The organism is Microbulbifer celer (assembly GCF_020991125.1).
In the GTDB taxonomy this organism is placed as follows: domain Bacteria; phylum Pseudomonadota; class Gammaproteobacteria; order Pseudomonadales; family Cellvibrionaceae; genus Microbulbifer; species Microbulbifer celer.
In genome coordinates this window covers 3275392-3298637 of sequence record NZ_CP087715.1, presented here as the reverse complement: position 1 = coordinate 3298637, position 23246 = coordinate 3275392, and the positions used below count along the sequence as shown (strand labels likewise).

Below are 23246 nucleotides of genomic sequence, written 5' to 3'. Positions count from 1 at the left end.
ACCGATTGTTACTCCTTCAGCAGCTCCCGCGAGATGATCAGCTTCATGATCTCGTTGGTGCCCGCATAAATCCGCTGCACCCGAGCATCCGCCCAGGCCCGCGCAATGGGGTATTCCCACATATAGCCGAAGCCGCCGTGCAGCTGCATGCATTCGTCCAGCAGTTTGCACTGAAAGTCAGTAGCCAGCAGTTTGGCTTTGGCCGCAGTGGCGACGTCGAGCTTTTCTTCATAGTGCAGCTCCAGGCATTTATCGATAAATACGCGCAGCGCGGTGAGCTCGCTGTCCAGTTCTGCCAGTTTGAACTGGGTGTTCTGAAAGGCGGCGATGGGTTTGCCGAAGGCTTTGCGGTCTTTGACGTAATCGATGGTCCAACCGATGGCCGCCTCGCAGTTGGCAATGGCATTGACCGCGACGCTGAGTCGCTCCTGCGGCAGTTCCTGCATCAGGTAGATAAAGCCCTGGCCCTCGCCGCCCAGCAGATTTTCTGCTGGCACTTTCACGTCATCGAAAAACAGCTCGGAAGTGTCCTGGGCTTTCATGCCCACCTTTTCCAGATTGGTGCCCTTTTTGAACCCGGGCAGATCTGCGTCCACCAGGAACAGGCTGACGCCGGCAGCGCCGGCGGCGGGATCGGTTTTTGCGACCACGACCACCAGGTCGGCGTGCTGACCGTTGGTGATAAAGGTTTTGGAGCCGTTCAGTACGTAGTGGTCGCCATTTTTGATCGCGGTGGTGCGCACGCCCTGCAGGTCTGAGCCGGCGCCGGGTTCGGTCATGGCAATGGCGGTGACGATGTCGCCGCTGATACAGCCCGGTAGATATTTCTGCTTTTGTTCTTCGGTGGCGTAATTGGCGATGTAGGGGACGGCGATATCCGAGTGCAGGCCCCAGCCGATACCCGTAAGCCCGAGGCGGGAGATTTCCTCATCCACAATGGCGTTGTAGCCAAAATCCAGTTCCAGGCCACCGTAGGCTTCGGCTACCTGCGGACACAGAAAGCCCATGGCACCGGCCTTGCGCCACAGCTCGCGGTCGACCTGCCCGTCTTTTTCCCACTGGTGGTGGTAGGGAGCGGCCTCCTGTTCGAGGAATTTACGCACGCTGTCGCGGAATTGTTCGTGCTCGCTGGAGTACACAGTTCTCGGGATCATGGGGTTCTCTTGCTGACGTTATTGTTGATCGATGGCGGCAATAGGAGTGTCACCTGAGTCGCCATATGAACGGCGTGCCGGTCACCCTTTAAATTAGCGCAATGGCGGGAAGATGGAATGTCATTTGGCGCCAGTCCTATGAGCCGATGAATTCAGTTTCTTGATGTATGGAGGGATGCTTATTCTCAATCGAACTAATATGTAGATTTTTGTGCCGTACACTGAGGTAAGTGATCCCACTGACCGAATGCACGAGGTACGCAAATGTCAGAGAATTTACTGGATATGGCGATCAGCCATCTGGGCTCTTCCGGCCTGGGTGCACTGGGTAAGGCGCTGGGGCTGTCCGAGGGGCAGACCCAATCGGCTTTCTCGACCGGGGCGGCATCGGTACTCGCCGGTATGCTGAACAAAGCCGGCAGCGAGAGTGGATTGGGAGCGCTATTGAATATGGCGACCAATGCGACCTCGATGGATCTCTCATCTCCGAGCGATATCTTTAGCGACACCAACAAGATGAAAAGCCTGCAGGATACCGGCGGCAATCTGCTGGATAATATTCTGGGCAACCACAAAGATGGCGTGATCAATGTACTGTCGTCCTCTCTTGGCCTGGACGGCGCCAAAGGCGGCAGCCTGTTGCGCACTGCGGCGCCGGTGATCATGTCGCTGGTGGGTAAGCTGGTAAAAAGTAAAGGCCTGAATATGAGCGGCCTGGCGGCACTGCTGCTGGGACAGAAGGCCCATATCCAGGACAAGATTCCGTCTGGCCTGCTTAAAGAGCTGGATGCCGGCAGTCTCGATGAAATTGCCGAGCGCACTGTGGTGGAAACTACCCCGCGGGATACCCCGCACGCCGCACACACACCGCCGCCGGCGAAAAAATCCGGTTTCGGTAAATGGTTGTGGCCACTGTTGATTGCCCTCGGTGTGCTGTGGGCACTGAATATGTGCGCGAAAAAAGACAAGATGGAAGACGAGACCGGCGGTGTGGTCATGGAGCAGGATGAAGTGGTTGTGGAAGAGCAGCCTGCTGGTACCGGCACCACCGACGACACCACCGGTAGTTTGGATACGACACCACCAGATTCTGCCACCAGCGGCGACTTTGCACAGAATTTCCGCGATTATCTGGCCAATGCCCAGCGCGATCCGAACCAGGAATTCCCGCTGACGATTGAGTTTCCCACCGATGGCAGTACGCCGAATAGTGCATCCATTCCCGATGTGCAGGCGTTGATCCAGATCATGGAAAACAATCCGGGCCTGAAAATCGCCATCGAAGGTCACACCGATAGCGATGGTGACGCCGTGGCGAATCAGCAATTGTCAGAAGAGCGCGCCAGAGCAGTCCGCGCGATGCTAATCAATGCCGGTGTTGATGAAACTCGAGTGACCGCCGTGGGTATGGGGTCTGCGAGTCCGGTTGCAGATAATGAAACCGAAGAAGGCAAGCAGCACAACCGTCGCATCGTGGTGAAAGTGACTGAATTCACCCCGCAGTAATTACTGCGCCCACAGACCACAGCAAGCCGCGGATAATCCCGCGGCTTTTTATTTTCTGGTCAGGCCCCAGTCTTAGTCACGGTATTTCTCTCGGTAGGCACCGGGGGCGAGCCCGGTCCACTTCTTGAACGCGCGATTGAAGGCACTGGGTTCTGAGAAACCTAGCCGCTCGGCAATTTCCGCCACCGCGGTTTCCTGTTGCTTGAGCTGGTACATGGCCATGTCCCGGCGTACGGAATCCTTGATGTCCTGCCAGCTGTTGCCCTCGTCTTTGAGGCGGCGACGCAGGGTTTGTGGCGAGGTAAACAGTCGCTCGGCCACATCGTCCAGCGACAGGTTTTCCACACTGTTGTGACTTTGCAACATGCGACGAATACGGCCGGTAAAGCTGTTGTCGGATTTGTACTGGGTTAACAGGCACTCCGGCGCGCGGGCCAGGAATTCACTCAGCTGCTGGGCGTCGCGCACCAGTGGCAGTGACAGGTAGCGGGTATTGAATACCAGGCAGGTTTCCTGCTGGTGGAAGTAGTGCCGACAGGGAAACATATCGTTGTATTCCTCGTCGTAGTCCGGTTGTGGGAAAGCCAGGTGCACCCGCTCCAGCAAGATGGTGCGGTCAATCAGCCAGCTGAAAAAGCGCAGCCAGATTACCGCGAGAGATTCGACGAAGTTCTGGTTCGGCAACTGTTTGTGGTTGCCGTGATGGAAGATCAGGCGCGCTTCCTCGCCGTCTTCCACCAGTTTGATTTGCAGGTCGTCGCTGACCATGGCGACAAAGCGCCCGGCGCGGAGCAGGGCCCGGCGCAGGTTGGGGCAGTTGATAGTCGCGTGGCCCATCATCGCAAAGGTGCCCGGCAGCCAGGGGCGGGCGAGATAGCCGCCGGATTCGTCACCCAGGCGGTCCCACAGTTGCCGCAGCAGCAACGCCACCTGTTCCCTGCCGATGCGGGCATCGGTGTGCATCATTGCCTTTGGCTCTATATCGGCGTTCAGCAACAGGGCATCGCAATCGATGCCGGCGGCGCGCGCACCGGCCAGATGGGCGTCTACCGCGGCGGCGAGAATGCCCTTGTGCGGCAGGCTCTCGGACGGTTCCGATGAGGGTTGCGGCTGTTCGATCTCGGTTGTTATTTCCACTGTCTGGCTTCCCGGGTGATCTGCTGACCGAATTATGCAAAAAGGTGCATAAAAAGTCCCGTGTCCTCACATGGTCCCGACACGCCCCCCCGGTGGAGACGCTCGCACAGCACGAAGGGAGGGCGCAGCTATGGGGAAACCGGTTCAGTGAATTGGCTTCCCGCTTTGTAATGTATCGAACATCAACGGGGTCTCTTTGCTGGTGTATTCACATTACTCATGTGTCTGCACTCACAGACTGACTGTTTGGTCCAGCTTCCAGCATAAACCTGAATTACCCTCCTTAAGGGTGTTTTTCCCCCACACCTGATGAAAAAAAATCTCTATAAAAGGAATAAATCGTGAGAAAAGAATACTTAAAAATGACAGCGCTGTCTGTGGGGTTGTTTTCTGCTGGCGCATGGGCAGCCGATGGGCAACTGGTGGTGCGTTTCAAGGAAGTGGCACATCCATATGTCGAGTTGAGCTATGCCCAGCGGGCCGGCGAGCTGCGCGGCAAGGGCAAGTTCAAAGCCCGCTTCCCATTGGGTGCCCGCCGCGCCTCACTGACATCCCGCGGGATCGACCGCGGTAGCGCCTATCGTCGCTTTCGCCTCGATCGGTATTTCGAGATGCCGGTCCCTGCGGGTGCCGATCAGGCGCAGATCGACAATCTGGTTTCCACGCTCGCAGGCAATGCCGACGTGGAAAAAGTGTACTTCGAACCCGCGCCCGAGCCGGCCGCCATTGCCGAACCGGCAGCGGTGCCCGATTTCACCCACCGACAGGGTTATCTGTACAGCCGGGAGGGCAACCCAGAAGACAGCTATGTACTCGGCGGAGTGGATGCACACCATGCATGGACGTTGCCGGGCGGCGATGGCAGTGGTGTGGATGTGGTCACTACCGAGATAGGTGCCTTCAACAATAACCACGTGGATTTGCCGCAGCCGTTTATGGTGGTGGGGGATTACGTGATTGATGGTCATGACACTGCCAGCGCCGGCATCATTGCATCGCTAGATAATGGATTTGGGACGACGGGTATCGCCCACGGTGCGCGATTGGGTTACGCCAAATACGGTGTGGACCGGATGATCCAGGCCGCGGAACAGCTCCCCCCGGGCAGTGTGATGCAAGTGGGTATTCACTACCTGCACAATAGCCTCGACCAGCATATTGGCTGTGGCAGTAGCTGTTATATGCCGCTGGATTATTACGATGGCCCATACGATGCAGTGCGTTACATCACCCAGGAGCTTGGGGTGCATGTGGTAGCAGCGGCCGGTAACGGCAACATCAACTTGGATCACAGTTACTTCAATGGTCGCTTTGACCCCAACCAGCGAGACTCCGGTAGTTTGCTCGTCGGTGCGGCAGATCCTGCTACCGGCCTGCGTGCCAGCTTCAGTAACTACGGTAAACGAGTGGGTACTTTCTCCTGGGGATGGAATGTTACCACTACCGGATACGGCGGGTTGTACAACGAAACCAATGCAAAATATACGGCCACCTTCAGCGGGACTTCCTCCGCCAATCCGATCGTTGCCGGCGCGGTAGCCAGCCTGCAGGGGATCGCCAGCGCCGCAGGCCTGGGCGCACTGGATACCGGTGATATGCGGGAGCTGGTGAACTTGACTGGTTACCCAATGCAAAATGGGGACGACACTACTATCGGTACCCATCCTGACCTGCGCGCAGCGGCCGAACTATTGTTGGGGAATACAGGGGGCACAAACCGGGCGCCGCTGGTTTCAGTTCCCACAGGTACCGTTGTAAGTGAGGGTGAGAGCTTCGAGTTGGCTGCAAACGCCAGTGATCCCGACGGCGATACGCTGACATTCCAGTGGCAGGCGCCGGGCATGACCCTCGTAGAGGGCAGTGGATCTACCGCCAGCCTGATAGCGCCTCAGGTGGACGGAGACACCGCCTTCACGGTAGCGGTGGCAGTTAGCGATGGTACCGATACTACACATGCCGAAGTGGCAGTGACGGTCGAGGATGCGGCGGGTGGTGGCTGTGACATTGCCGATCCCGAAGCCATTAATTACCCGGCCTGGGACATTGGCGCGATCTATACCGCGGGTGATCAGGTGAGCCACAGCCAGTTGGTGTGGCAGGCTAATCACTGGACTCAGGGCAATGAGCCCAGTTTCACCGCGGCCCAATGGACGCTGGTCAGTGAGGCGGAGGTGCCGTGGAGCGCGGATGCCACTTATAGTGGTGGTGATGAGGTCAATCACGAAGGGCGGCGCTATCGGGCCCAGTGGTGGAGTCGCGGCGACGAGTCGGGAACCGCCAGTGTGTGGGTGGATATTGGGCCATCTAGCTGTCTCTGACGACGACGCCGCGATTCAACCGAATCGCGGCACTTATGTGCTACAAATGCGTTACCCGATTCCTATCTCTATCGTCAGCCACAGGGAGTAACCATGGCACAAAGCTCGAACAGTGAACTCAACCCTACCATCTGTCGTCGTCTGTTGATTGCCTACCTGATTGAGCGGTTGCCCAAGCCGAATAATCCCGCACTGGAAGAGGTCACCGGCTGGCCGCGCCGTACGGTACAGGACGTGATCGCCAAAGGCCTGCCCGGGCACGGGACCCAGGTAGTATTTGTTCAGGAGGGAGTGCGTAACAACGACGGCTACTATCGGCTGGAAAGTTGGGGATCCATCAGTGGCGAGTGGGTGCGGGCGCACCTGCCGGAAATCTGTGAGGCGTTAGCGCTGGCGCCGGAGCAGGTGCCGGCGCCGGAAGCGTGAGGTGTGCTGCTTACTGAGGAGCGCCTTCCGCTTGCAGGATGCTGTTGACCCGCTTCAGTAGTTCGGGATCGTTGCGCAGTTTGGTCACAATCCCCTGGTATTCCTCTTTGCTCAGCCCCGCGCTTTTTACTGCAGCCACCATTTTGGACTGGGCCTCCACGTTGATGGCCTCGGCGGCGGCAGAATCGGCGGCACCTTTGATCTTGGGTGCGTATTCGCGGCTCAGATCCACAATGGAGCGGTAGGCGGTGGCGAATTTCTCCAGTTGTGAGTCGCTGATGGCGGTTTCGGCAAAGGCGCCACTGACTGCGAGCAGCAGTGCCAGCGCGGCGGAGTAGATGACAGTCGGCTTCATGAGCACCTCTTGTTTTCAGAATGACACTTCTGTGCAGCGCGCACGCCCAGTGTCTGGTGAGGGCTACAGTGCCTTGGTGAGCGCGGAGCCTTGCAAAGCTGCTGTCTGCAAAGGGTAGTTGCTTTCCCGGCGCCCTTGCGGCATTTACCGCCAAGGCCTTGCCGTTGTGTGAATTGCGTGGCGCTGTCGGTCAAGCCTTCAGAAAATACCGAGGAATTTCTTGCGCTTCTTGAGGGAGGCTTCGCAGCTGTTCAGCTGGCGCTGGTAGGTATTTGCCCGGGCAGAGACCTTCTTGGCGACATTTTTCAGCCACGTCTTGTTGCGGAAAGTGCGGCGATTAAAGCCCCCCTGGCCCTCGTGGTAGGCGAGATACAGGTGGTAGGTGTCGTTGGGTTGGATACGGCACTGGCGCTGGCTGGTGTTGTGATACCAGCCGATAAAGTCGATGGCGTCTTCGAAGTCATCGCGGTCGCCGCGGTAATTGCCGGTGGAGCGCTGGTAACCGCGCCACGTAGTACCCAGCGCCTGTGAATAACCGTAGGCGTCGGACGGACGCGGGCCGGGAAATATCCACAGGATCTTGGTGCGCGGCGGTTTGGCATCGTGCACAAAGCGCGATTCCTGATGCATGGTGGCCATCATGGTGGCGATGGGGGTGTTCCACTTGCGCGCTGAATCGGCAGCATCGTGATACCAGCCGTCCTTCTCTTTGAAGATCGCACAGATATCGTCGGTGTTGCTCGGCGGCGTGGTGGCACAGCCCGCCAGCCACAGGGGCAGGGCGAGCAGCACCAGGATCAATCTCTTATTGTTGTAGCGCATCACTTCTCGATCAGTTGTCGGCGGGCGTCAGTTCGGACCATCGAGGGCCGGAACAGTTTCAGACTTTCGACTTTACGGTTTTTACGCCATCGGCGGTACCCAGCAGCAGGATATCCGCGGGGCGGTTGGCGAACAGGCCGTTGGTCACCACGCCGGTAATGTTGTTGATGGCTTCTTCCATTTCGATGGGTTTGGAGATCTGCATATTGTGTACATCGAGGATGACGTTGCCGTTGTCAGTGGTCACGCCGTCGCGGTAGACCGGGTCACCCCCCAGTTTCACCAGTTCCCGCGCCACATAGGAGCGTGCCATGGGGATCACTTCCACCGGCAGCGGAAAATTGCCCAATACTTCTACCCACTTGCTGCCGTCGGCAATGCACACGAATTCGTCGGAGCAGGCGGCGACGATCTTCTCGCGGGTGAGCGCGGCGCCGCCGCCCTTGATCAGCTCCAGTAGCGGGTTGGTCTCGTCCGCGCCGTCTACATAGACGCGGATGCCATCTACAGCGTTGAGGTCGTATACGGGAATGCCGTGGCGCTTCAGGCGCTCGGCAGAGGCCTCGGAGCTGGCCACGGTGCCGTCGAACAGGCCCTTCTTCTCCGCCAGCATGTCGATGAAAAAGTTGGCGGTGGAGCCGGTGCCGACACCGACGATGGTGTCCGCCTCCAGCATGGGGGTGATGTATTCCAGCGCGGCACGCGCCACGTCGCGTTTGAGTTGGTCCTGGTTGCTAGCTTGGCTCATGATGCTTTAAGCGTCCTTATGCAATGTTTGTTATCAAAATATCCGTTATCGAATATTTTTTCTCGTAATTTGGGCTTGTTGGTGGCTTTGCTGCTGCTCAGCCATTAGACTGGCGGGCTCTGATTCATTTACTGGCTGCCGATTTCTGTCATGCCCAAGTCCTATATCAAGCGCATTTTAGACGCGCGTATTTACGATGTCGCCACCGAAACCCCGCTGGACCCCATGCGCCAGCTGTCTCATCGCTTTGGCAACCGCATTTTGCTCAAGCGTGAAGACCTGCAACCGGTGTTCTCGTTCAAGGTGCGCGGTGCCTACAACAAGCTGTTGCAGCTGCCCCAGGAGCAGCGCGCCCGGGGGGTGATTGCGGCCTCTGCGGGCAACCATGCCCAGGGGCTGGCCCTGGGAGCCCAGCAACTGGGCATTCGCGCGACCATCGTGATGCCCACCACCACCCCGGCGATCAAGGTCAACGCGGTGCGCATGCGCGGCGCGGAAGTGGTGCTGCACGGGGATACCTTCGATGAGGCCGCGGGTTACGCCCGCGAGCTGGTGGAAGAGCGCGGGCTGACCTTTGTGCATCCCTACGACGACCCGGATGTGATTGCCGGGCAGGGGACGGTGGCCATGGAGCTGCTGCGCCAGCACTCCGGCAACCTGGACGCGGTGTTCATCCCCGTCGGTGGCGGTGGTCTGGCTGCGGGTATGGCGGCCTATATCAAGTATGTGCGCCCGGAGATCAAGGTCTACGCGGTGGAGCCGGAAGATGCGGCCTGCCTGAAAGTCGCCATGCGCGACGGCGACCGCACCTGTCTGCCCCAGGTAGGCCTGTTTGCCGATGGCGTGGCCGTGGCGCAGATCGGCGAGGAGACCTTCCGCGTCTTGCGCGAGACTGTCGATGGCGTGATCACGGTCTCCACTGATGAGATCTGCGCGGCGATCAAGGATATTTTTGAGGACACCCGCTCCATTGCCGAGCCCGCGGGGGCGGTTGGCCTGGCGGGGCTGAAAAAGTACATCGATCAAACCGGCTGTGAGAACGCGGCGCTGGCCACCGTCTGCAGCGGGGCCAATACCAATTTCGACCGCCTGCGCTATATCAGCGAGCGCACCGAGATCGGCGAGAAGCGCGAGGCGGTGCTGGCGGTGACCATGCCGGAGAAGCCCGGCGCCTATTTGCAGTTCTGCCGCGACCTGGGTGACCGTTCCATCACCGAGTTCAACTATCGATACGCCAACAGCGGCGAGGCGCACATCTTTGTCGGTATGCAGGTGACCACCGATGCCGATCGCCAGAAGCTGCTGGGGCAACTGCAGTCCGATGGCTACCAGGTCACCGACCTGACCGACAACGAGATGGCCAAGCTGCATATCCGCCATCTTGTAGGAGGGCGTGCACCGGGGATCGAGGATGAAGTGGTGTACCGCTTTGAATTTCCCGAGCGCCCGGGGGCGCTACGCAAATTCCTGGAGCAGCTGGCGGGGCGCTGGAATATCACCCTGTTCCACTACCGTAATCACGGCGCGGCCTACGGCCGAGTGCTGGTGGGCATGGAGGTGGCAGAAGGGGAGCGCCCGGCGCTGCAGGCAGTGCTGGACCAGCTGCAATACCCCTATTGGGACGAAAGCGACAACCCCGCTTATCGCTTTTTCCTCTCACGTTGAGTAAGTGGGCACGTTGATGAGTGGCGCGCATTTTTGCGATGAGTAGTTCACAGTTCGCCATCTGGCGAGCTTGAAATTTCAGAAGTGTGCGCTTTATCTCAAAAATCAAAACTTGACGGGTTACTATTTGTCCAGTGATCGAGTATCTTTTGATCGCTGGCACGTTTTTCGCAATTACTTCGACGAGTTTGGCAGATTTCAGCGCAAGTGCTGGAGATTGCCCTTCGCAGGAGAAGATTTTTCCGGGAGTTCCGGAACTTCTGCTGTGATTTCTGTCGAAGTCACCACAGGCGGCGCAGTCTGCCGCCAATCGGTGTGCGGGCAGGGTACGAGGGGTGGAATCTTCTACCGGGCCCGAGCGAACTGCCGATAAAAACAATCAAACAACAAGAATTCCGAACTTACAGGATGGTCCCATGAAACCCGATGCATTGACACTCGCTGTAGTTGTCTTTGTTGCGGGCGTTCTGCTGAGCAGTGCCGGTCTGACCGAGGTTTTCGCCTCGGAGCAGGATGAAGCCCCGGCCGCGCTCCAGCAGGGAGTGGTTACCCGTTAACCCTCCAGTCCGTTTGCAGCAATGCCGCAGAAGCCGAACCTCCGGGTTCGGCTTTTGTGTATCTGGGGTTTGGGTTATCGCGAGGTGGATTTAACGGCGGCGTCAGCGGCACTGGTACAGGCGTTGATCCGTTGCCACCAGGCTGAGGGGGATATCCCAGCTCTCCGCGGGCAGTGAGGCAACGCACTGCAATTGATGCGCGATCCCGATCAGCTGCGGGCCGGTACCCGGCCGCAGGCGCTTGAAGGCGAAGGTGCGGTCGTAATAGCCCGCCCCCATACCCAACCGTGCTCCCGATGGATCAAATGCCACCAATGGCAGTAACACCACGTCCAGGCGATCCGGCGCGCACAGCTGGCTGCGGCCCGCTAGTGGTTCGGGAATACCATGCCGGTTGCGGTAGGGCAGTTGGCCGCCGTGCCAGTGCAGAAAAGACATGGTTGATCGTGAAGGGCGCGGCAGGACCGGCAGGTAAAACTGTTTGTGGGGAAAGCGCTTCAGCAGCAAACGCGGGTCTATCTCGCCATCCATAGGCCAGTAAATGCCGATATGTCGCGCCCGCTTCAGTGCCGGGGTCAGCGCCAGGCGTGCGCACAGGCGGCGGCTGGCCAGTCGCTGCTGATACGGAGAAAGCGCGCGCCGGGCGGTGCGCATCTGTCGGCGCAACTGGAACTTGGTTAACGGCTGGTCTGGCATGGGGTGTGAATGGCGCATGTGCAGCACATGAGCAAAAAGGGAAGGAATTAGGAGCCCCGAAATGCGGCTGATGACATAGCCTTGAACCGTAAGGTTCAAGGTGGTGGCCCCCGCGTTGCATCAGGCTTTCCGCTACAGGGCGGACTTGCACAACAGCAACTACTGGACGCCTCCAGGGTGAAAGTATCGGCTCAGGACATAGTCAACTGGCCAACACTTCAGGGCGAGAGAAAAGTATACAACTTCCGGCCGTTGTTGGCTAAACGGACTTTCCCGAATAAATGGGCTTTTTGGCGATAGTCAAGGGAAAGAGCGACGATACGTTCAAGCAATCGCACCGGGAACGGGAGGGTGCTTGGGGACGGTTACTTAGGGATGGTTGCCCTGGGGAATGTGCTAGTCGACATTGCTCAGCGCCGCCTGAATTTTTTCATGCAGGCGCTCGAGCATATCGTCTTCCACCGGCTGGCGCGCCAGCTCCGCTTTGGCCTGAATCAGTTCGTGGGCAATGTTCAGCGCTGCCATCACCGCAATGCGCTCGGCGCCGATCACGGTGCCGCCGTTGCGAATGCGCGCCATGCGGTCATTGAGCAACTTGGCGGACGCCTGCAGCCCCGCCTGCTCTTCTTCCGAGCAGGCGACCCGGTACTCTTTATCGAGTATGGTCACGTTCACCGTGGCGGATTGGTTGGGCTTTTCGCTCATTTGGTATCTTGCGCCAGCCCTTTCAGGCGGCTGATCATGGTTTCAACCCGGTCGCGGGCTGCTTCGTTGTTTTTTATCAGCCGCTGGCGCTCCTGCTGCCACTGGCTTTCTTTTTCGCGCAGCGCGCGGTTGTCTGCAGCCAGCTGCCGGTACTGTTGAATCAGTGAGTCCAGCTTGCGTTCTAACGCCTGTAGTTTATCCATAGGTCCTGCGTATGTATGCGCCGCTTATTCCTGCGACTGCTGCGGCTACAAGTTTGCGCCCGGAGTTTGCATGATTATTCGCCAACTGGCCGCAATCGTGCTCCGCGACTGCGAGTCTCGGGCGATTCCGCTACTATATTGCCGGCGAATTTGGGGGTCAATTGCCCTGGCTCTACTGCCAGTCAAAATACCATCACATTGAACCCGGTGTTGCACCTCCAATTGAACAAAGATTCGCCCGATCTGCACACAGTATCCAGTATGACCCAAAATGCACCATGCTGGGGGGGCAATATAGTGACCCAGTGCAGAAAAATTTGCAGTGAACAGGAGTGGTTTTTATGGCCGATGCGGAAATCAGTTTTGACGGACTCGCGAACCAGATTGTGGCCGCGGGCGGTACCGTCGGCCCCGGTGAGCTGCACGGGTTTATTTGCGGGCTGTTGACGACCGGTGCGCGCCCGGACAAAGCGCGCTGGCAAAAAGAGATTGCCGAATTTCTCGATCTCGATGCCATACCCGCAGACCTGGCCCGGGATACGCTTCAACTCACCGAGCGCAGCCTGCAGGCGTTATCCAGCAACGATTTTTCGTTTCAGCCGTTGCTTGCCGGTTCCGATGACCTGGTGGAGCGCGGTCAGAGCCTGTGTCTCTGGTGTGAGGGCTTTCTACACGGCTTTGGCATCGGTAAATATTCCGGTGAACTGCTGCCCACCAGCAGCGAGGCGATGAAAGACCTGGCCGAGATTGCCCGCCTGGATGCCGACCAGATGGAAAATACCGGCGAGCAGGAAGCGGAACTGTTTGAAGTGCAGGAGTATGTGCGGATGGCAGTTTTGAATATTTTTATCGAGTGCCGCGGTAAACAGGATACGTCTGGCGGCAGCACCAGCGGACCGACGCTGCACTGAAGGGTTGCACGATGAATATCACCCGCGCGGAATACAGCCGGCGCCGGCAGCGTCTTCTGGACGCAATGCCGGCAAACAGTATCGCCATTGTGCCCGCGGCGCGGGAGCAGCTGCGTTCGCGGGATACCTACTTTCCATTTCGCCAGGACAGCGATTTCAGTTACCTCACCGGTTTCAATGAACCCGAGGCGCTGCTGGTCCTGGCTGCGGGCAGAAGCCAGGGTGAGAGCCTGCTGTTCTGTCGTGAGAGGGACGAAGAAAAAGAGCTGTGGGACGGGCCGCGCCTGGGGCCCGAGCGAGCAGCAGAAGAGTGTGGTCTGTGCGATGCCTTTCCCATCGGCGATGTGGACGACATTCTGCCCGGGCTGCTAGAGGGCCGCGACCTGGTGTTGTACACCCTGGGGCGGTTCCCGCAACTGGACCGGCGCCTGCAGGGCTATCTCGCAACTATCGACGCCGCGGCGGGAAGCCGAGGGGATCGCGCGGCGGAGATTGCCAGCCTGGATCCGCTGCTGCACGACCAGCGTCTGTTCAAAAGCGCGGCGGAAATCCGCCTGATGGCGCGCGCAGCGGAAATCAGCGCCGCGGGACACCGCCGTGCCATGGCCCGTTGCAAACCGGGGTTGTTTGAATACCACCTGGAGGCGGAACTCAATCACGCGTTTACCGCCGCCGGCGCCAGGGAACCGGCCTATTCCAGCATCGTCGGCAGCGGCCGCAATGCACTGGTAATGCATTACTGTGACAACAATGCGGCGCTGAAAAATGGTGACCTGGTACTGATCGATGCGGGCTGTGAATTCCGCGGTTATGCCTCCGATATTACCCGCACCTTTCCGGTGAATGGCCGCTTCAGTGGCGCCCAGCGCGCAGTTTACGAAATTGTGCTGGCGAGTCAGTTAGCGGCAATTGAACAGATCGCGCCGGGCAATCACTGGGATCAGCCACATAGGGCCAGCGTGCGCGTGATTACCGAGGGCCTGAAAGATCTTGGCCTGCTGCGCGGCAGTGTGGACGGGCTGATCGAGTCCGGCGCCTATCGCCGGTTTTACATGCACCGGGTGGGTCATTGGCTGGGCATGGATGTACACGATGTGGGGGACTACAAAGTATACGGCCAGTGGCGACAACTGGAACCCGGCATGACCATGACCGTTGAACCCGGAATCTATATCGCCGCTGATGACGAACAGGTACCGGCGCGCTTGCGGGGGATCGGTATCCGTATCGAAGATGACGTGGCGTTAACCCGCCAGGGCCCGGAGATTCTGTCCGCGGCCGCTCCCAAAACCATTGCCGATATCGAACACCTGATGGCATCCGGTGAACTGACACAGGAGGCGCTGCTGTGAGCGCATCAGAAAAAACATTGCTAACAGTAGACGTTGCCATTATCGGCGGGGGCATGGCGGGTGCCTGCCTGGCCCTGTTGCTGGCAAAACACTGCCCGCAACTGGAAGTGGCGTTGCTGGAGCAGCGCCCGCTGCCGCAGGCGGACGCCGCGCTCGATCTGCCGAGTTTCGATACCCGCGCAACTGCCATTTCCGCCGGCAGCCTGAAAGTTTTCCGGGATCTCGGTCTCTGGTCGATGCTGAAGGAATACGCGGCGCCGATCCGTCAGGTGCACGTCAGCGATCGTGGCCACAGTCTCGGCGCCGGCCTGTCTGCCGAGCGCGAGAGTGAAGCCGCGTTTGAGGACATGTTGGGTGCCGTGATTGAGAATGCCGCGCTTGGCCCGCTGTTGTATCGCGCGCTGGCCACCACCGATACTTGTGTGCTGGCCCCGGCCCGGGTGACTGGAGTGAAAATGCACCAGGGCGGCGCCGAACTGTCCTGGCGCGGCACTGAACACGATGCCGGTAGCACAGCGGAGCAGACCCTCAATACCAGGCTGCTGGTGGTTGCCGATGGGGTGAACTCCCCCCTGTGTCAGCAACTGGGGATTGCCACCGACGAGGAGGCCTACCATCAGCATGCTCTGGTTACTACCGTAGAGCTGCAGCGGGATCACCGCGGCGTGGCTTATGAGCGCTTTACCGATAATGGCCCCATGGCATTGCTGCCACTGCCCCGGCGGGATGGCAGTCATCGTGCGGCGCTGGTGTGGACCTGCGCCAGCGATGAAGCGGAAGCCATCGCCGGGTTGCCCGAGGCGGCATTTATTGACCGTCTGCAGAAAGTTTTTGGCTGGCGGGCGGGCAGAATCCTACGCTCCGGGTCGGTGCAACACTACCCTCTGAAACTGTCCCTCGCGCGCGAGCAGGTACGCCGGGGACTGGTGTTGGTGGGCAACTGTGCACACTTCCTGCACCCGGTGGCCGGGCAGGGGTTCAATCTCACCCTGCGGGATTGTGAAACATTGGCGCGGACCATCGCCAGACACGGCGGATCCAGCGCACAAACTGCCCCCGGAGAGCTAGACTTACTGCAGACCTATTGGCGCGAACGTCAACATGACCAGCAGCTCACAATCGGGTTCAGCGACCGTATCCCGCCACTGTTCGCCGCGCGCAACCTGTTTGCCGCCGGACTGCGACAGGCGGGGCTCCTTGGGCTGGCCCTGGCTCCGCCCCTGCGCGGCGCTTTCGCCCGTCAGGCAGCGGGGCTGGCTGTGTGAGCTGCTGTCTAATCCGAATACTCCTGGAGACCGATTGCCCATGAACAGACAGCGAATGGACGTAACCATCGTCGGTGGCGGCATGGTGGGGATGGCCCAGGCCACCCTGCTCGCCGTGCGTCACCCGGAACTGCGCATCTCGCTGCTGGAAGCATCGGAAGTGACACCACCGGTGAAAGAGGACAGCTATGACGCCCGCGTAGTAGCGTTGACGGAAGCCTCCCGCAACCTGCTGGAAGAAGTGGGCGCCTGGCAGTCCATTGCCGGTGTGCGCGAGTGCCCTTACACCCAGATGCGTGTGTGGGATGCCGAGGGCACCGGCTCGGTGTACTTCGACTGCCGCGATGTAAAACTTCCCAATCTCGGCCATATTGTGGAAAACAGCGTGGTGTTGGCGGCCCTGCGCCAACGGGTGGAGGAGCTGCCCAACGTGGATATGGTCACCGGGTTCAAGCTGGAAAGCTGGTGGCGCGACTGCGGTTTGTGGCATCTGCAGCCCCGCAGTGTGCACAGCGAGCGCATAGACGGGCTGGAAGAGACACCGCCGGTGTTTACCACCCGCCTGCTGATCGGTGCCGATGGCGCCCGCTCCCGGGTGCGCGACCTGTTGCGTATTCGCACTCGCGATGTGAACTATCGCCAGACCGCACTGGTGTGTGTGGCGCGCTGTGAGCAGTCCCATCAGCACACCGCCTGGCAGCGTTTTCTCGATACCGGACCTCTCGCCTTCCTGCCGCTTTCCGGGCTCGGTGACGACAATCACTGCGCCGTGGTCTGGTCCGCAGACGACGCCCTCGCCCGCGAGCTGGTGATGCTGGACGACAAGTCCTTTGCACTCAATCTCGAAAAGGCGTTTGAAAGTCGCCTGGGTACCGTCGAGTCCGTCAGTGAGCGCTTTTCTTTTGCCCTGCGCGCCCGCCATGCGGAGGCCTACTACGGCCCCGGCGCGGTACTGATTGGCGATGCGGCCCACAGTATCCACCCACTGGCGGGGCAGGGCGTGAACCTCGGGCTGATGGACGTGCTGGTGCTGACAGAAGAGCTCGACCGCGCTTTCAAGCGGGAAATCTCCCCCGCCCACGCCTCGGTATTGGGGCGCTATCAACGCCGTCGTCGCGGTGAAAATGCTGCGACACTCAAAGCCATGAGTACTTTCAAGTCCCTGTTTGGCGCCGGCGATCTGCACTGGCGCTGGTTGCGCAACACCGGCCTCAGTATGGTGGATGCCAGTCCGCTGCTGAAAAAACGCATTATCATGCGCGCAATGTCGGTATGACCTCTTCGCGTGATGGAGGGGATTAAAATTTGTTAGAGTCCCGGGGCTGCGACTGTCGCGGCCACGAATACAAGGATATGCAAGGGGCGCTAATTGAGTGAATGGCTGACCGTCTGTGAATTCCCCCTGGGAGAAGATCTGACTCCGGTGGCGTCATTTATCCGCCGCCATCAACTGCCGCTGCGTATTACTGAAGAGCGCAATCACCAGCGTGTCTCCAGCCCGGTGGCGCAGCTGGTGGAACCGATGCGCACACTGCTGCAGGACTGGCACGCGGGACGTGTAGACCTGCAGCAGATCACAGTGCAGATGAAGCGCGTCGAAGGCGAGGCCGAGCCCTCTGTCATTGATCGTGAGGCTGATCAATCCACACCGCCAGCGGGTGAGCCTTCAGTGGCGACAGAAGCCTCTGATGAGTCAGCGCCTCGTCCCGGCGCGGCCCCCTTTTCTGTTATTCCCGACTGGCCTCTGCGCAGCACCCCCGTGTGCCTGGTGCTGATTGCGTTGTGTTTTATCGGCTGGTTTCTGTTGCGACATAACCTTTTTGGCCCCCTGATCATCGAGCCGCAGCAACCGGGGGACTTTACAGTTCCCGATTCCACCTTGTCACAGCAGTTGTCCCGGGGAGAGTTCTGGCGCCTGTGGACCCCGGCGATCGTGCACTTCTCCCTGGTCCACGCCCTGTTCAACAGTCTCGGGATCTGGATTCTCGGGCGTACCCTGGAAGCCCGCGCCGGCAGCCTGTGGTTTGCCGCCCTGGTGCTACTATCGGCACCGGTATCCAATCTGGCCCAGTACTATGTATCGCCGGAAAACCTGTTCGGCGGCATGTCCGGGGTGGTTTACGCGCTGGTGGGGGCGATATTTGTGATTCAGTGGTGGCGGCCCGGTTGGCGTGAAGTGCCGCGCTCGATAATCTGGGCGGCCATTGCCTGGTATCTGTTATGTATGAGTGGAATCGTGGACTATTTCCTTCCCGGCGGCATTGCCAACGCTGCCCACCTGGGCGGGCTGCTTTCCGGCCTTTTGCTCGGTTTCCTGTTCTGTATTGGTGGCGGCGCACGGCGCTACTTTCCCGATAGCGGGCCCAGCGGCAATCGCTCCGCGCCCGATAGCAAGAGTTTCTGATCTCTATGGTACTGTTGATTATCTACGTGCTGGTTGCACTGGGTTTTTCCTTCCTCTGCTCAATTGCGGAATCTGTACTGCTGAGCGTCACCAAACCCTACGTGAGCCTTCTGGAGAAGGAGGGGCACAAATCCGGCGTCCTGCTGCGCAAGCTCAAGGATGATATCAACGCGCCCCTGGCGGCAATCCTGACGCTGAATACCATCGCCCATACCGCCGGTGCTGCCGGTGCCGGTGCCCAGGCGGCGGCGGTGTTCGGCAGCGAGTTTCTGGGAATCGCCTCAGCAATCCTGACGCTGCTGATCCTGGTGTTCTCCGAAATCATCCCCAAAACCCTCGGGGCGGTGTACTGGCGTCAGCTGGCACCGGCTACGGCGTATGTGCTGCGATACCTGGTGTTTCTCCTGAAGCCTTTTGTGTGGATGTCGGAGTGGCTCACCCGCGGCCTGGCCCGGGGGCCGGTGATGACCGGTTTCAGTCGCCAGGAGTTTGCGGTGATGGCAGAACTGGGCGAAGCTGAGGGGCAGCTGGAACGACACGAATCCAGCATTCTGCATAACCTGTTCTTTACCCTGCGGGATCACTCCGTGCGCGAGGTGATGACGCCGCGCACGGTGGTATTTTCCCTGTCTCAGGATATGACCGTGGGCGAGGCCTATGGGGCGGTGGAGAACAGCCGTTTCTCGCGCATTCCCATCTACGAACAGGACGATGCGGATTACGTGGTGGGGTTCGTGCTCAAACAGGATCTGCTGCTGGCCTACGCCCGCGGTGAGGCGGAGCGGCAACTGCGCACTCTGCGCAGGGACCTGCTGATGTTGCCGGAGACCGCACCGATCTATCAGGTATTCCACAAGATGCTGGCGCGCCGCCTGCAGATCAGTGCGGTGGTGGACGAGTACGGCAGCCTGGAAGGGGTCGTCACGCTGGAAGATATTCTCGAGACCCTGCTGGGAGAGGAGATCGTCGACGAAGCGGACAAAACGCCGGACCGTCAGCAGCTTGCGAAACGTTTGTGGCGCTGGCGTTCAAAACGATATGGTCTCAAAGTGGATGAAGAGGCGCAGTCTGAAGGAGACTCCGAGGTCGAAAAAGACGAACCGCGGGCAGAGTTGAAGGATGCCGTGGACGAGGTGAAGCAGGATTTCCTGTCGGACAAGGCGCACAAGGTGGAAGATTCCGGCTCCGAACAAAAATGAAACCTGGCGACCCGTCTACGGTCAAACAGCAAACACTGGGCGGATATACGGTTCCGTCTGTCGCAGGGCCCTTGAATTCGCAGGTCCCGGCGGCATAAAAGTAATATTCAATTCAAACGTGGAAATGACCGTGCGTTACGGAATCCTACTGATACTGCTGCAGTCTTTACTGCTCTGCGCCGAAGGTCGCGCGGAGTCGGTATCGCCACAGCTGTTGTCGGAAGACAAGTCCGTCACTGCACAGTTGCCGCGCTCCGGTGCTCCTCAATCTGACGAGCAACCGGATTCTGCGACCGCTGTCACTCCCTACCCCCTGCTGCAAGTTGCGGCTGCGCCCTACCGCACCGCAACTTCGGTTTCTGCCCCCGTTCGGGTGCATCCTGCCGCCCACGGTATTCGCGCACCGCCGCACCAGCCCCCAGTCTGAGTGTTATCGAATCCGGTTCCGGCGCTTTCCGCCGGAACCACTGAATAACCGGGCCGCTTGAGATCGCCCGCGGGCGACTGCGGCCGCTGAACAGAGAATGGTTGCCATGAAGAAACTGGACTTTTTACCCCTGCAGGATTTCGACAAACTGGTGTTCCCGGAGGAGTTTCACGAACTGACCCTCGATTCCCCGGCACTCAGTTTTGTCACCGACTTCAAAGATCACCACCCGGCGGTGCTGACCGCGTCCGTGTCTGCACTGAATGCCGCGCAGGTATTGCGTACCGGCCACCGGAGTGCGGTATTGGTGATGGACCACCGCGGGGACTTTATCGGCGTGTTGACCGCCGAAGATGTTTCCTACCAGCGGGTGATGCAGTGTGTGGCGGATGGTATTGCCCGCCAGGAACTGACGGTGGGAGATTTGATGCGCGCGCGCAGCCATCTGCAGTTGCTCAGCTACCAGCAATTACAGGGGGCGAAAATCGGTAATGTACTGACCGCGATGCAGCGGGCGGGACAGCACTTCTGTCTGGTTGTGGATGTGGAGAATCACCACGTCCGCGGGCTGATCAGTGCTGAGGATGTCGCTGCGCGCCTGCATGTGGATTTCAGTATCGACACGCCGGCATCTTTTTCCGAAATGCTCAAGGCAGTGGCCACTGCGCATTGATTCCGGATCAGCGGCCCGCCATAGCACATCAGCGCGGCGGGTCCAGCTGCTCGCCGAGGCTGTTGTTGACGCGGAACCAGCCGGTGACGCTGTAGCGGGAGCGGTGGCTGGTGAGCACTTCGTGGGGGAATTCCTCACTCAGGAAAATCACCATCTGCCCGAAACGTGGTGCCACCTTTTCAATTACCCGATGGCTCATGCCTTCATCGGTGTCGCCGCCGATGGGGGCGTAAATCTGGAGTTCGCCGCCATCGCGCGGCTGCCAGTTGGGGGTCAGGTACAGCACGGTACTGACCACCCGGTTGGTGCTGCCCTTGAACGCATCCAGGTGTTTTTTATAGAAGCTGCCGCGCTGGTAATGGGCGTAGTGGCATTCGTAGTCGAACAACCCCAGGAACAGGCGCCGGTTCAGCCCCAGGCGCAGGGTCTCCATGCTGTCAAGATAGGCGCTCACCGCGGGGTTGCTGCGGTCGAGCCAGTAGATCTCGTCGGTGCGCACGAACTGGTTCAGCTGGTGATCGTCCTCGCGTCCGATGCCTGCGGTCTGGAAGCGCGATTGATCCAGGGAGCGGAAGTGTCGCAACAGGGCGCCCAGCAGGGCGGGTGGCAATGGCGCCGGCAGCACGATATAGCCGGTCTCACGCAGGGCCGTGGCGATCCGTTCCAGCGGGTCATCATCGTCGGGTCCGCGGCCCCGCGGGATATCCGCGGCGGAAATAACAGCGTTCAATTCGGTGTGTTCTCACACAGGTGGCCGGGAGTGGCCGCTAACAGGGAGGGCCTCCAGTCAAAAGCAGGAGGAGGGCTTAGCGCGGGGCTGCATGGGTGGCAGTGCGCGGGTGCTATTTATACTGGCACAGCCGGGGCTGCGCCAGTATAAATTGCCCGGGAGTGATCCCTCAGGCCGTCAGATCCCAGCCGGTGAGCAGCACGATGATGGTGACGGCACCAATCAACAGATTCATGGGAATCCCCACCTTCAGGTAATCCGAGAACCGATAGCCACCGGGGCCGTACACCATCAGGTTGGTCTGGTAGCCCAGTGGCGTGGCAAAGCTGGCGGATGCCGCCATCATCACCGCGAACATGAACGGTTCCGGATTCAGTCCGGCACCGCCGGTAATCTGCAGCACGATGGGGACCATGATGATCGCCGCGGCATTGTTGGTGACCATCTCGGTGAGCGCGGATACGCACAGGTAGGCGAGGATCAACATCAGCCACGGTCGGCCGCCGGACAGGTCGATTACCGACTGCGCCACTACCGCGGCGACGCCGGTTTTCTGCAGTGCCATGCCCAGGGCGAAGGAAGCGGCAATGGTGATCAGCACCGGCAGGTCCAGGCTCTTCTGCGCCTGGTTCACCGACAGGCAGCGGGTCGCCAGCATGGCGCCGGCACCGAGCAGAGAGGCGTTCAGCATGCTGATCAGGCCGCTGCCGGCGGCGAGTACCATGGCGATCAGGATCAGCCACGCGGTCAGGCCCTTCTCGTGGCGGGGGCTTTCCGCCTCCAGATCGTTGATTAGCAGGAAGTCCTTGCTGTAGCGCTGGCGCACGGTGAACCCCGGGCGCGCTTCCAGCAGCAGTGAGTCACCGGCGCTCAGCTTGGTACTGCCGAGGTTGCCTTTAATCCGCTGGCCATTGCGCGCCACCGCGAGCACTGCGGCGCCGTAACGCTGACGGAACTGGGCGTCTCGAATGGTGGATCCGATCACGTCGCAGTAGGGCGAGACCACCACTTCCACCAGGCGGCGGTCGCTGAAATCCGGTTGCAGGGGCAGGCTGCTGTCGTGTTCCGCCGACGGCACGATGCCACGCATGCGCAGCAGGTCGGAGATGGCCTCGGTATCGCCGGCGAATACCAGGCGATCGCCGCCGCGCAGCACTTCGGTGGAGCGCACCGGGGTGATTACCCGGCCGTCGCGCTCCACTTCCACCAGGTAGACCCGGCGCAGGCCACGCAGGCCGGCGTCTTCCACGGTCTGCCCGACTAATGGTCCGTTGCTGTCCACCGCCACTTCCAGGGTGAACTCGCGCAGGTTGCCGAAGGGTTTCTTTTCCCGCCGGTCCGGCAACCAGCGTGGAAAGAAGATCAACATAAACGCGATGCCCACCAGTGCTGCCGGCAGGCCCACCGCGGCGATGGAGAACAGCGAGAAGCCGTCCTCACCGGTGATGGACTGGTACTGACCGTTGACCACCAGGTTGGTACTGGTGCCGATCAGGGTCAGGGTGCCGCCGAGAATGGCGCCGTAACTCAGCGGGATCATCAACTTCGACGGGGCGATGTCGATGCGTTTGGCCCATGCGTTTAGCGCCGGGATCATGGTTGCCACCACCGGGGTGTTGTTCAGATAGCCGGACAGCGCCACTACCGGTGCGAACACCCGCAGCATGGCAGAGCGCACATTGCCCGGGCGGCCGAGCAGATGCTTGACCAGCATGTCGATGCCGCCGGAGGCATGGATGCCCGCCGCCACCACAAACATGGCGGCCACGGTGATGACCCCGCTGTTGGAAAAGCCGGACAGGGCCTCTGTCGGTGTGAGAATACCGCTGACACTGAGGATGGTCAGGGCCGCCATCATCACCAGGTAGGCATGCAGTCGGGTAAAAATCAGTGTGGCCAGTACAGTAAATACCAGCGCCAGGGAGAACCAGCCAGCCCAATCCATCATTCGTTCAGCGTCGTCCGCGGTTTAAAGTCGCCCAAAACTACTGCA

23 protein-coding genes and 1 other RNA gene are annotated in these 23246 nt (G+C 59.8%); 13 read left to right on the top strand and 11 right to left on the bottom strand.

The window, feature by feature from the left end; translation table 11 throughout:
• Positions 1–8: 8 nt before the first annotated feature.
• The gene (locus LPW13_RS13660; protein ID WP_230436190.1) at positions 9–1154 is read right to left on the bottom strand and encodes an acyl-CoA dehydrogenase family protein; all 1146 of its coding nucleotides are present in this window, start codon (positions 1152–1154) and stop codon (positions 9–11) included.
• A gap of 264 nt (positions 1155–1418) precedes the next feature.
• On the opposite strand from LPW13_RS13660, the gene LPW13_RS13655 reads away from it, so the two are divergent.
• Positions 1419–2660, top strand: coding sequence for an OmpA family protein (locus LPW13_RS13655; protein ID WP_230436189.1), 1242 nt, complete (start codon positions 1419–1421; stop codon positions 2658–2660).
• A gap of 72 nt (positions 2661–2732) precedes the next feature.
• Here LPW13_RS13655 and LPW13_RS13650 read toward each other — a convergent pair whose 3' ends face one another.
• On the bottom strand, positions 2733–3797 hold the full coding sequence (locus LPW13_RS13650; RefSeq protein WP_230436187.1) for an AraC family transcriptional regulator: 1065 nt from the start codon (positions 3795–3797) through the stop codon (positions 2733–2735).
• 341 nt (positions 3798–4138) lie between these two features.
• On the opposite strand from LPW13_RS13650, the gene LPW13_RS13645 reads away from it, so the two are divergent.
• Complete coding sequence (locus tag LPW13_RS13645; protein WP_230436185.1) at positions 4139–6115, top strand: S8 family peptidase; 1977 nt, start codon at positions 4139–4141, stop codon at positions 6113–6115.
• Between the two features lie 93 nt (positions 6116–6208).
• Positions 6209–6541, top strand: coding sequence for a helix-turn-helix domain-containing protein (locus LPW13_RS13640; protein WP_230436183.1), 333 nt, complete (start codon positions 6209–6211; stop codon positions 6539–6541).
• Positions 6542–6551: 10 nt separating this feature from the next.
• On the opposite strand, the gene LPW13_RS13635 is transcribed toward LPW13_RS13640, so the two are convergent.
• From LPW13_RS13635 to rpiA, 3 genes are all read right to left on the bottom strand, one after another.
• Entirely contained in the window at positions 6552–6896 is a 345-nt protein-coding gene (locus tag LPW13_RS13635; protein ID WP_230436181.1) for a DUF4168 domain-containing protein, read from the bottom strand.
• A gap of 198 nt (positions 6897–7094) precedes the next feature.
• On the bottom strand, positions 7095–7718 hold the full coding sequence (locus LPW13_RS13630) for a transglycosylase SLT domain-containing protein (RefSeq protein WP_230436179.1): 624 nt from the start codon (positions 7716–7718) through the stop codon (positions 7095–7097).
• Positions 7719–7776: 58 nt separating this feature from the next.
• Positions 7777–8466: a ribose-5-phosphate isomerase RpiA gene (gene rpiA / locus LPW13_RS13625; protein WP_230436177.1), complete on the bottom strand. Its 690-nt coding sequence runs from the start codon at positions 8464–8466 to the stop codon at positions 7777–7779.
• Between the two features lie 150 nt (positions 8467–8616).
• Here rpiA and ilvA point away from each other — a divergent pair, with 150 nt between their 5' ends.
• Both ilvA and LPW13_RS13615 read left to right on the top strand, forming a co-directional pair.
• A complete protein-coding gene (gene ilvA / locus LPW13_RS13620) occupies positions 8617–10131 on the top strand; it encodes a threonine ammonia-lyase, biosynthetic (RefSeq protein WP_230436175.1) in 1515 nt (504 codons plus the stop codon).
• A gap of 416 nt (positions 10132–10547) precedes the next feature.
• Positions 10548–10688 carry a hypothetical protein gene (locus tag LPW13_RS13615; protein ID WP_230436174.1) on the top strand — a complete coding sequence of 47 codons (141 nt, stop codon included), beginning with the start codon at positions 10548–10550 and terminating at the stop codon, positions 10686–10688.
• Positions 10689–10790: 102 nt separating this feature from the next.
• On the opposite strand, the gene LPW13_RS13610 is transcribed toward LPW13_RS13615, so the two are convergent.
• The 4 genes from LPW13_RS13610 to LPW13_RS13595 all read right to left on the bottom strand — a co-directional run bounded on the left by LPW13_RS13610 (position 10791) and on the right by LPW13_RS13595 (position 12292).
• Complete coding sequence (locus LPW13_RS13610) at positions 10791–11402, bottom strand: 5-formyltetrahydrofolate cyclo-ligase (RefSeq protein WP_230436172.1); 612 nt, start codon at positions 11400–11402, stop codon at positions 10791–10793.
• A gap of 31 nt (positions 11403–11433) precedes the next feature.
• A non-coding RNA gene (ssrS, locus tag LPW13_RS13605) (6S RNA) lies at positions 11434–11612 on the bottom strand.
• A gap of 168 nt (positions 11613–11780) precedes the next feature.
• Positions 11781–12089: a cell division protein ZapA gene (locus tag LPW13_RS13600; RefSeq protein WP_230436170.1), complete on the bottom strand. Its 309-nt coding sequence runs from the start codon at positions 12087–12089 to the stop codon at positions 11781–11783.
• Positions 12086–12292 carry a TIGR02449 family protein gene (locus tag LPW13_RS13595; RefSeq protein ID WP_230436168.1) on the bottom strand — a complete coding sequence of 69 codons (207 nt, stop codon included), beginning with the start codon at positions 12290–12292 and terminating at the stop codon, positions 12086–12088. Before LPW13_RS13595 ends, LPW13_RS13600 begins: the two co-directional genes overlap by 4 nt.
• Before the next feature lie 341 nt (positions 12293–12633).
• On the opposite strand from LPW13_RS13595, the gene LPW13_RS13590 reads away from it, so the two are divergent.
• The 8 genes from LPW13_RS13590 to LPW13_RS13555 all read left to right on the top strand — a co-directional run bounded on the left by LPW13_RS13590 (position 12634) and on the right by LPW13_RS13555 (position 20523).
• The gene (locus tag LPW13_RS13590; protein WP_230436167.1) at positions 12634–13203 is read left to right on the top strand and encodes a UPF0149 family protein; all 570 of its coding nucleotides are present in this window, start codon (positions 12634–12636) and stop codon (positions 13201–13203) included.
• A gap of 11 nt (positions 13204–13214) precedes the next feature.
• Positions 13215–14555, top strand: coding sequence for a Xaa-Pro aminopeptidase (gene pepP, locus LPW13_RS13585; RefSeq protein WP_230436165.1), 1341 nt, complete (start codon positions 13215–13217; stop codon positions 14553–14555).
• Positions 14552–15820, top strand: coding sequence for an FAD-dependent monooxygenase (locus LPW13_RS13580; RefSeq protein ID WP_230436164.1), 1269 nt, complete (start codon positions 14552–14554; stop codon positions 15818–15820). The genes pepP and LPW13_RS13580 overlap by 4 nt, the downstream gene beginning before the upstream one ends.
• Positions 15821–15860: 40 nt before the next feature.
• Positions 15861–17096: a UbiH/UbiF/VisC/COQ6 family ubiquinone biosynthesis hydroxylase gene (locus LPW13_RS13575; protein WP_230436162.1), complete on the top strand. Its 1236-nt coding sequence runs from the start codon at positions 15861–15863 to the stop codon at positions 17094–17096.
• Between the two features lie 93 nt (positions 17097–17189).
• Positions 17190–18224 (top strand): rhomboid family intramembrane serine protease, encoded by a 1035-nt coding sequence (locus tag LPW13_RS13570; RefSeq protein ID WP_230436160.1) that lies wholly within the window; start codon positions 17190–17192, stop codon positions 18222–18224.
• A 5-nt stretch (positions 18225–18229) separates the two neighbouring features.
• The gene (locus LPW13_RS13565) at positions 18230–19423 is read left to right on the top strand and encodes a hemolysin family protein (protein WP_230436158.1); all 1194 of its coding nucleotides are present in this window, start codon (positions 18230–18232) and stop codon (positions 19421–19423) included.
• A 130-nt stretch (positions 19424–19553) separates the two neighbouring features.
• A complete protein-coding gene (locus tag LPW13_RS13560) occupies positions 19554–19850 on the top strand; it encodes a hypothetical protein (protein ID WP_230436157.1) in 297 nt (98 codons plus the stop codon).
• Between the two features lie 106 nt (positions 19851–19956).
• Positions 19957–20523, top strand: coding sequence for a CBS domain-containing protein (locus LPW13_RS13555; protein ID WP_230436155.1), 567 nt, complete (start codon positions 19957–19959; stop codon positions 20521–20523).
• Between the two features lie 28 nt (positions 20524–20551).
• Here LPW13_RS13555 and LPW13_RS13550 read toward each other — a convergent pair whose 3' ends face one another.
• Together LPW13_RS13550 and LPW13_RS13545 are read right to left on the bottom strand one after the other, a co-directional pair.
• Positions 20552–21253 carry a 2OG-Fe(II) oxygenase gene (locus LPW13_RS13550; protein ID WP_230436153.1) on the bottom strand — a complete coding sequence of 234 codons (702 nt, stop codon included), beginning with the start codon at positions 21251–21253 and terminating at the stop codon, positions 20552–20554.
• Positions 21254–21422: 169 nt separating this feature from the next.
• On the bottom strand, positions 21423–23201 hold the full coding sequence (locus tag LPW13_RS13545; protein WP_230436151.1) for an SLC13 family permease: 1779 nt from the start codon (positions 23199–23201) through the stop codon (positions 21423–21425).
• Positions 23202–23246 lie beyond the last annotated feature (45 nt).

What these genes read in the sequence shown, in the direction of transcription:
- pepP (WP_230436165.1), top strand. Translation starts at nt 13,215, where the DNA reads ATGAATATCACCCGCGCGGAATACAGCCGGCGCCGGCAGCGTCTTCTG.
- rpiA (WP_230436177.1), bottom strand. Translation starts at nt 8,466, where the DNA reads ATGAGCCAAGCTAGCAACCAGGACCAACTCAAACGCGACGTGGCGCGT.
- LPW13_RS13555 (WP_230436155.1), top strand. Translation starts at nt 19,957, where the DNA reads ATGAAGAAACTGGACTTTTTACCCCTGCAGGATTTCGACAAACTGGTG.
- LPW13_RS13615 (WP_230436174.1), top strand. Translation starts at nt 10,548, where the DNA reads ATGAAACCCGATGCATTGACACTCGCTGTAGTTGTCTTTGTTGCGGGC.
- LPW13_RS13565 (WP_230436158.1), top strand. Translation starts at nt 18,230, where the DNA reads ATGGTACTGTTGATTATCTACGTGCTGGTTGCACTGGGTTTTTCCTTC.
- LPW13_RS13610 (WP_230436172.1), bottom strand. Translation starts at nt 11,402, where the DNA reads ATGCGCCATTCACACCCCATGCCAGACCAGCCGTTAACCAAGTTCCAG.
- LPW13_RS13630 (WP_230436179.1), bottom strand. Translation starts at nt 7,718, where the DNA reads ATGCGCTACAACAATAAGAGATTGATCCTGGTGCTGCTCGCCCTGCCC.
- LPW13_RS13545 (WP_230436151.1), bottom strand. Translation starts at nt 23,201, where the DNA reads ATGATGGATTGGGCTGGCTGGTTCTCCCTGGCGCTGGTATTTACTGTA.
- LPW13_RS13635 (WP_230436181.1), bottom strand. Translation starts at nt 6,896, where the DNA reads ATGAAGCCGACTGTCATCTACTCCGCCGCGCTGGCACTGCTGCTCGCA.
- LPW13_RS13595 (WP_230436168.1), bottom strand. Translation starts at nt 12,292, where the DNA reads ATGGATAAACTACAGGCGTTAGAACGCAAGCTGGACTCACTGATTCAA.
- LPW13_RS13575 (WP_230436162.1), top strand. Translation starts at nt 15,861, where the DNA reads ATGAACAGACAGCGAATGGACGTAACCATCGTCGGTGGCGGCATGGTG.
- LPW13_RS13660 (WP_230436190.1), bottom strand. Translation starts at nt 1,154, where the DNA reads ATGATCCCGAGAACTGTGTACTCCAGCGAGCACGAACAATTCCGCGAC.
- LPW13_RS13640 (WP_230436183.1), top strand. Translation starts at nt 6,209, where the DNA reads ATGGCACAAAGCTCGAACAGTGAACTCAACCCTACCATCTGTCGTCGT.
- LPW13_RS13655 (WP_230436189.1), top strand. Translation starts at nt 1,419, where the DNA reads ATGTCAGAGAATTTACTGGATATGGCGATCAGCCATCTGGGCTCTTCC.
- ilvA (WP_230436175.1), top strand. Translation starts at nt 8,617, where the DNA reads ATGCCCAAGTCCTATATCAAGCGCATTTTAGACGCGCGTATTTACGAT.
- LPW13_RS13600 (WP_230436170.1), bottom strand. Translation starts at nt 12,089, where the DNA reads ATGAGCGAAAAGCCCAACCAATCCGCCACGGTGAACGTGACCATACTC.
- LPW13_RS13590 (WP_230436167.1), top strand. Translation starts at nt 12,634, where the DNA reads ATGGCCGATGCGGAAATCAGTTTTGACGGACTCGCGAACCAGATTGTG.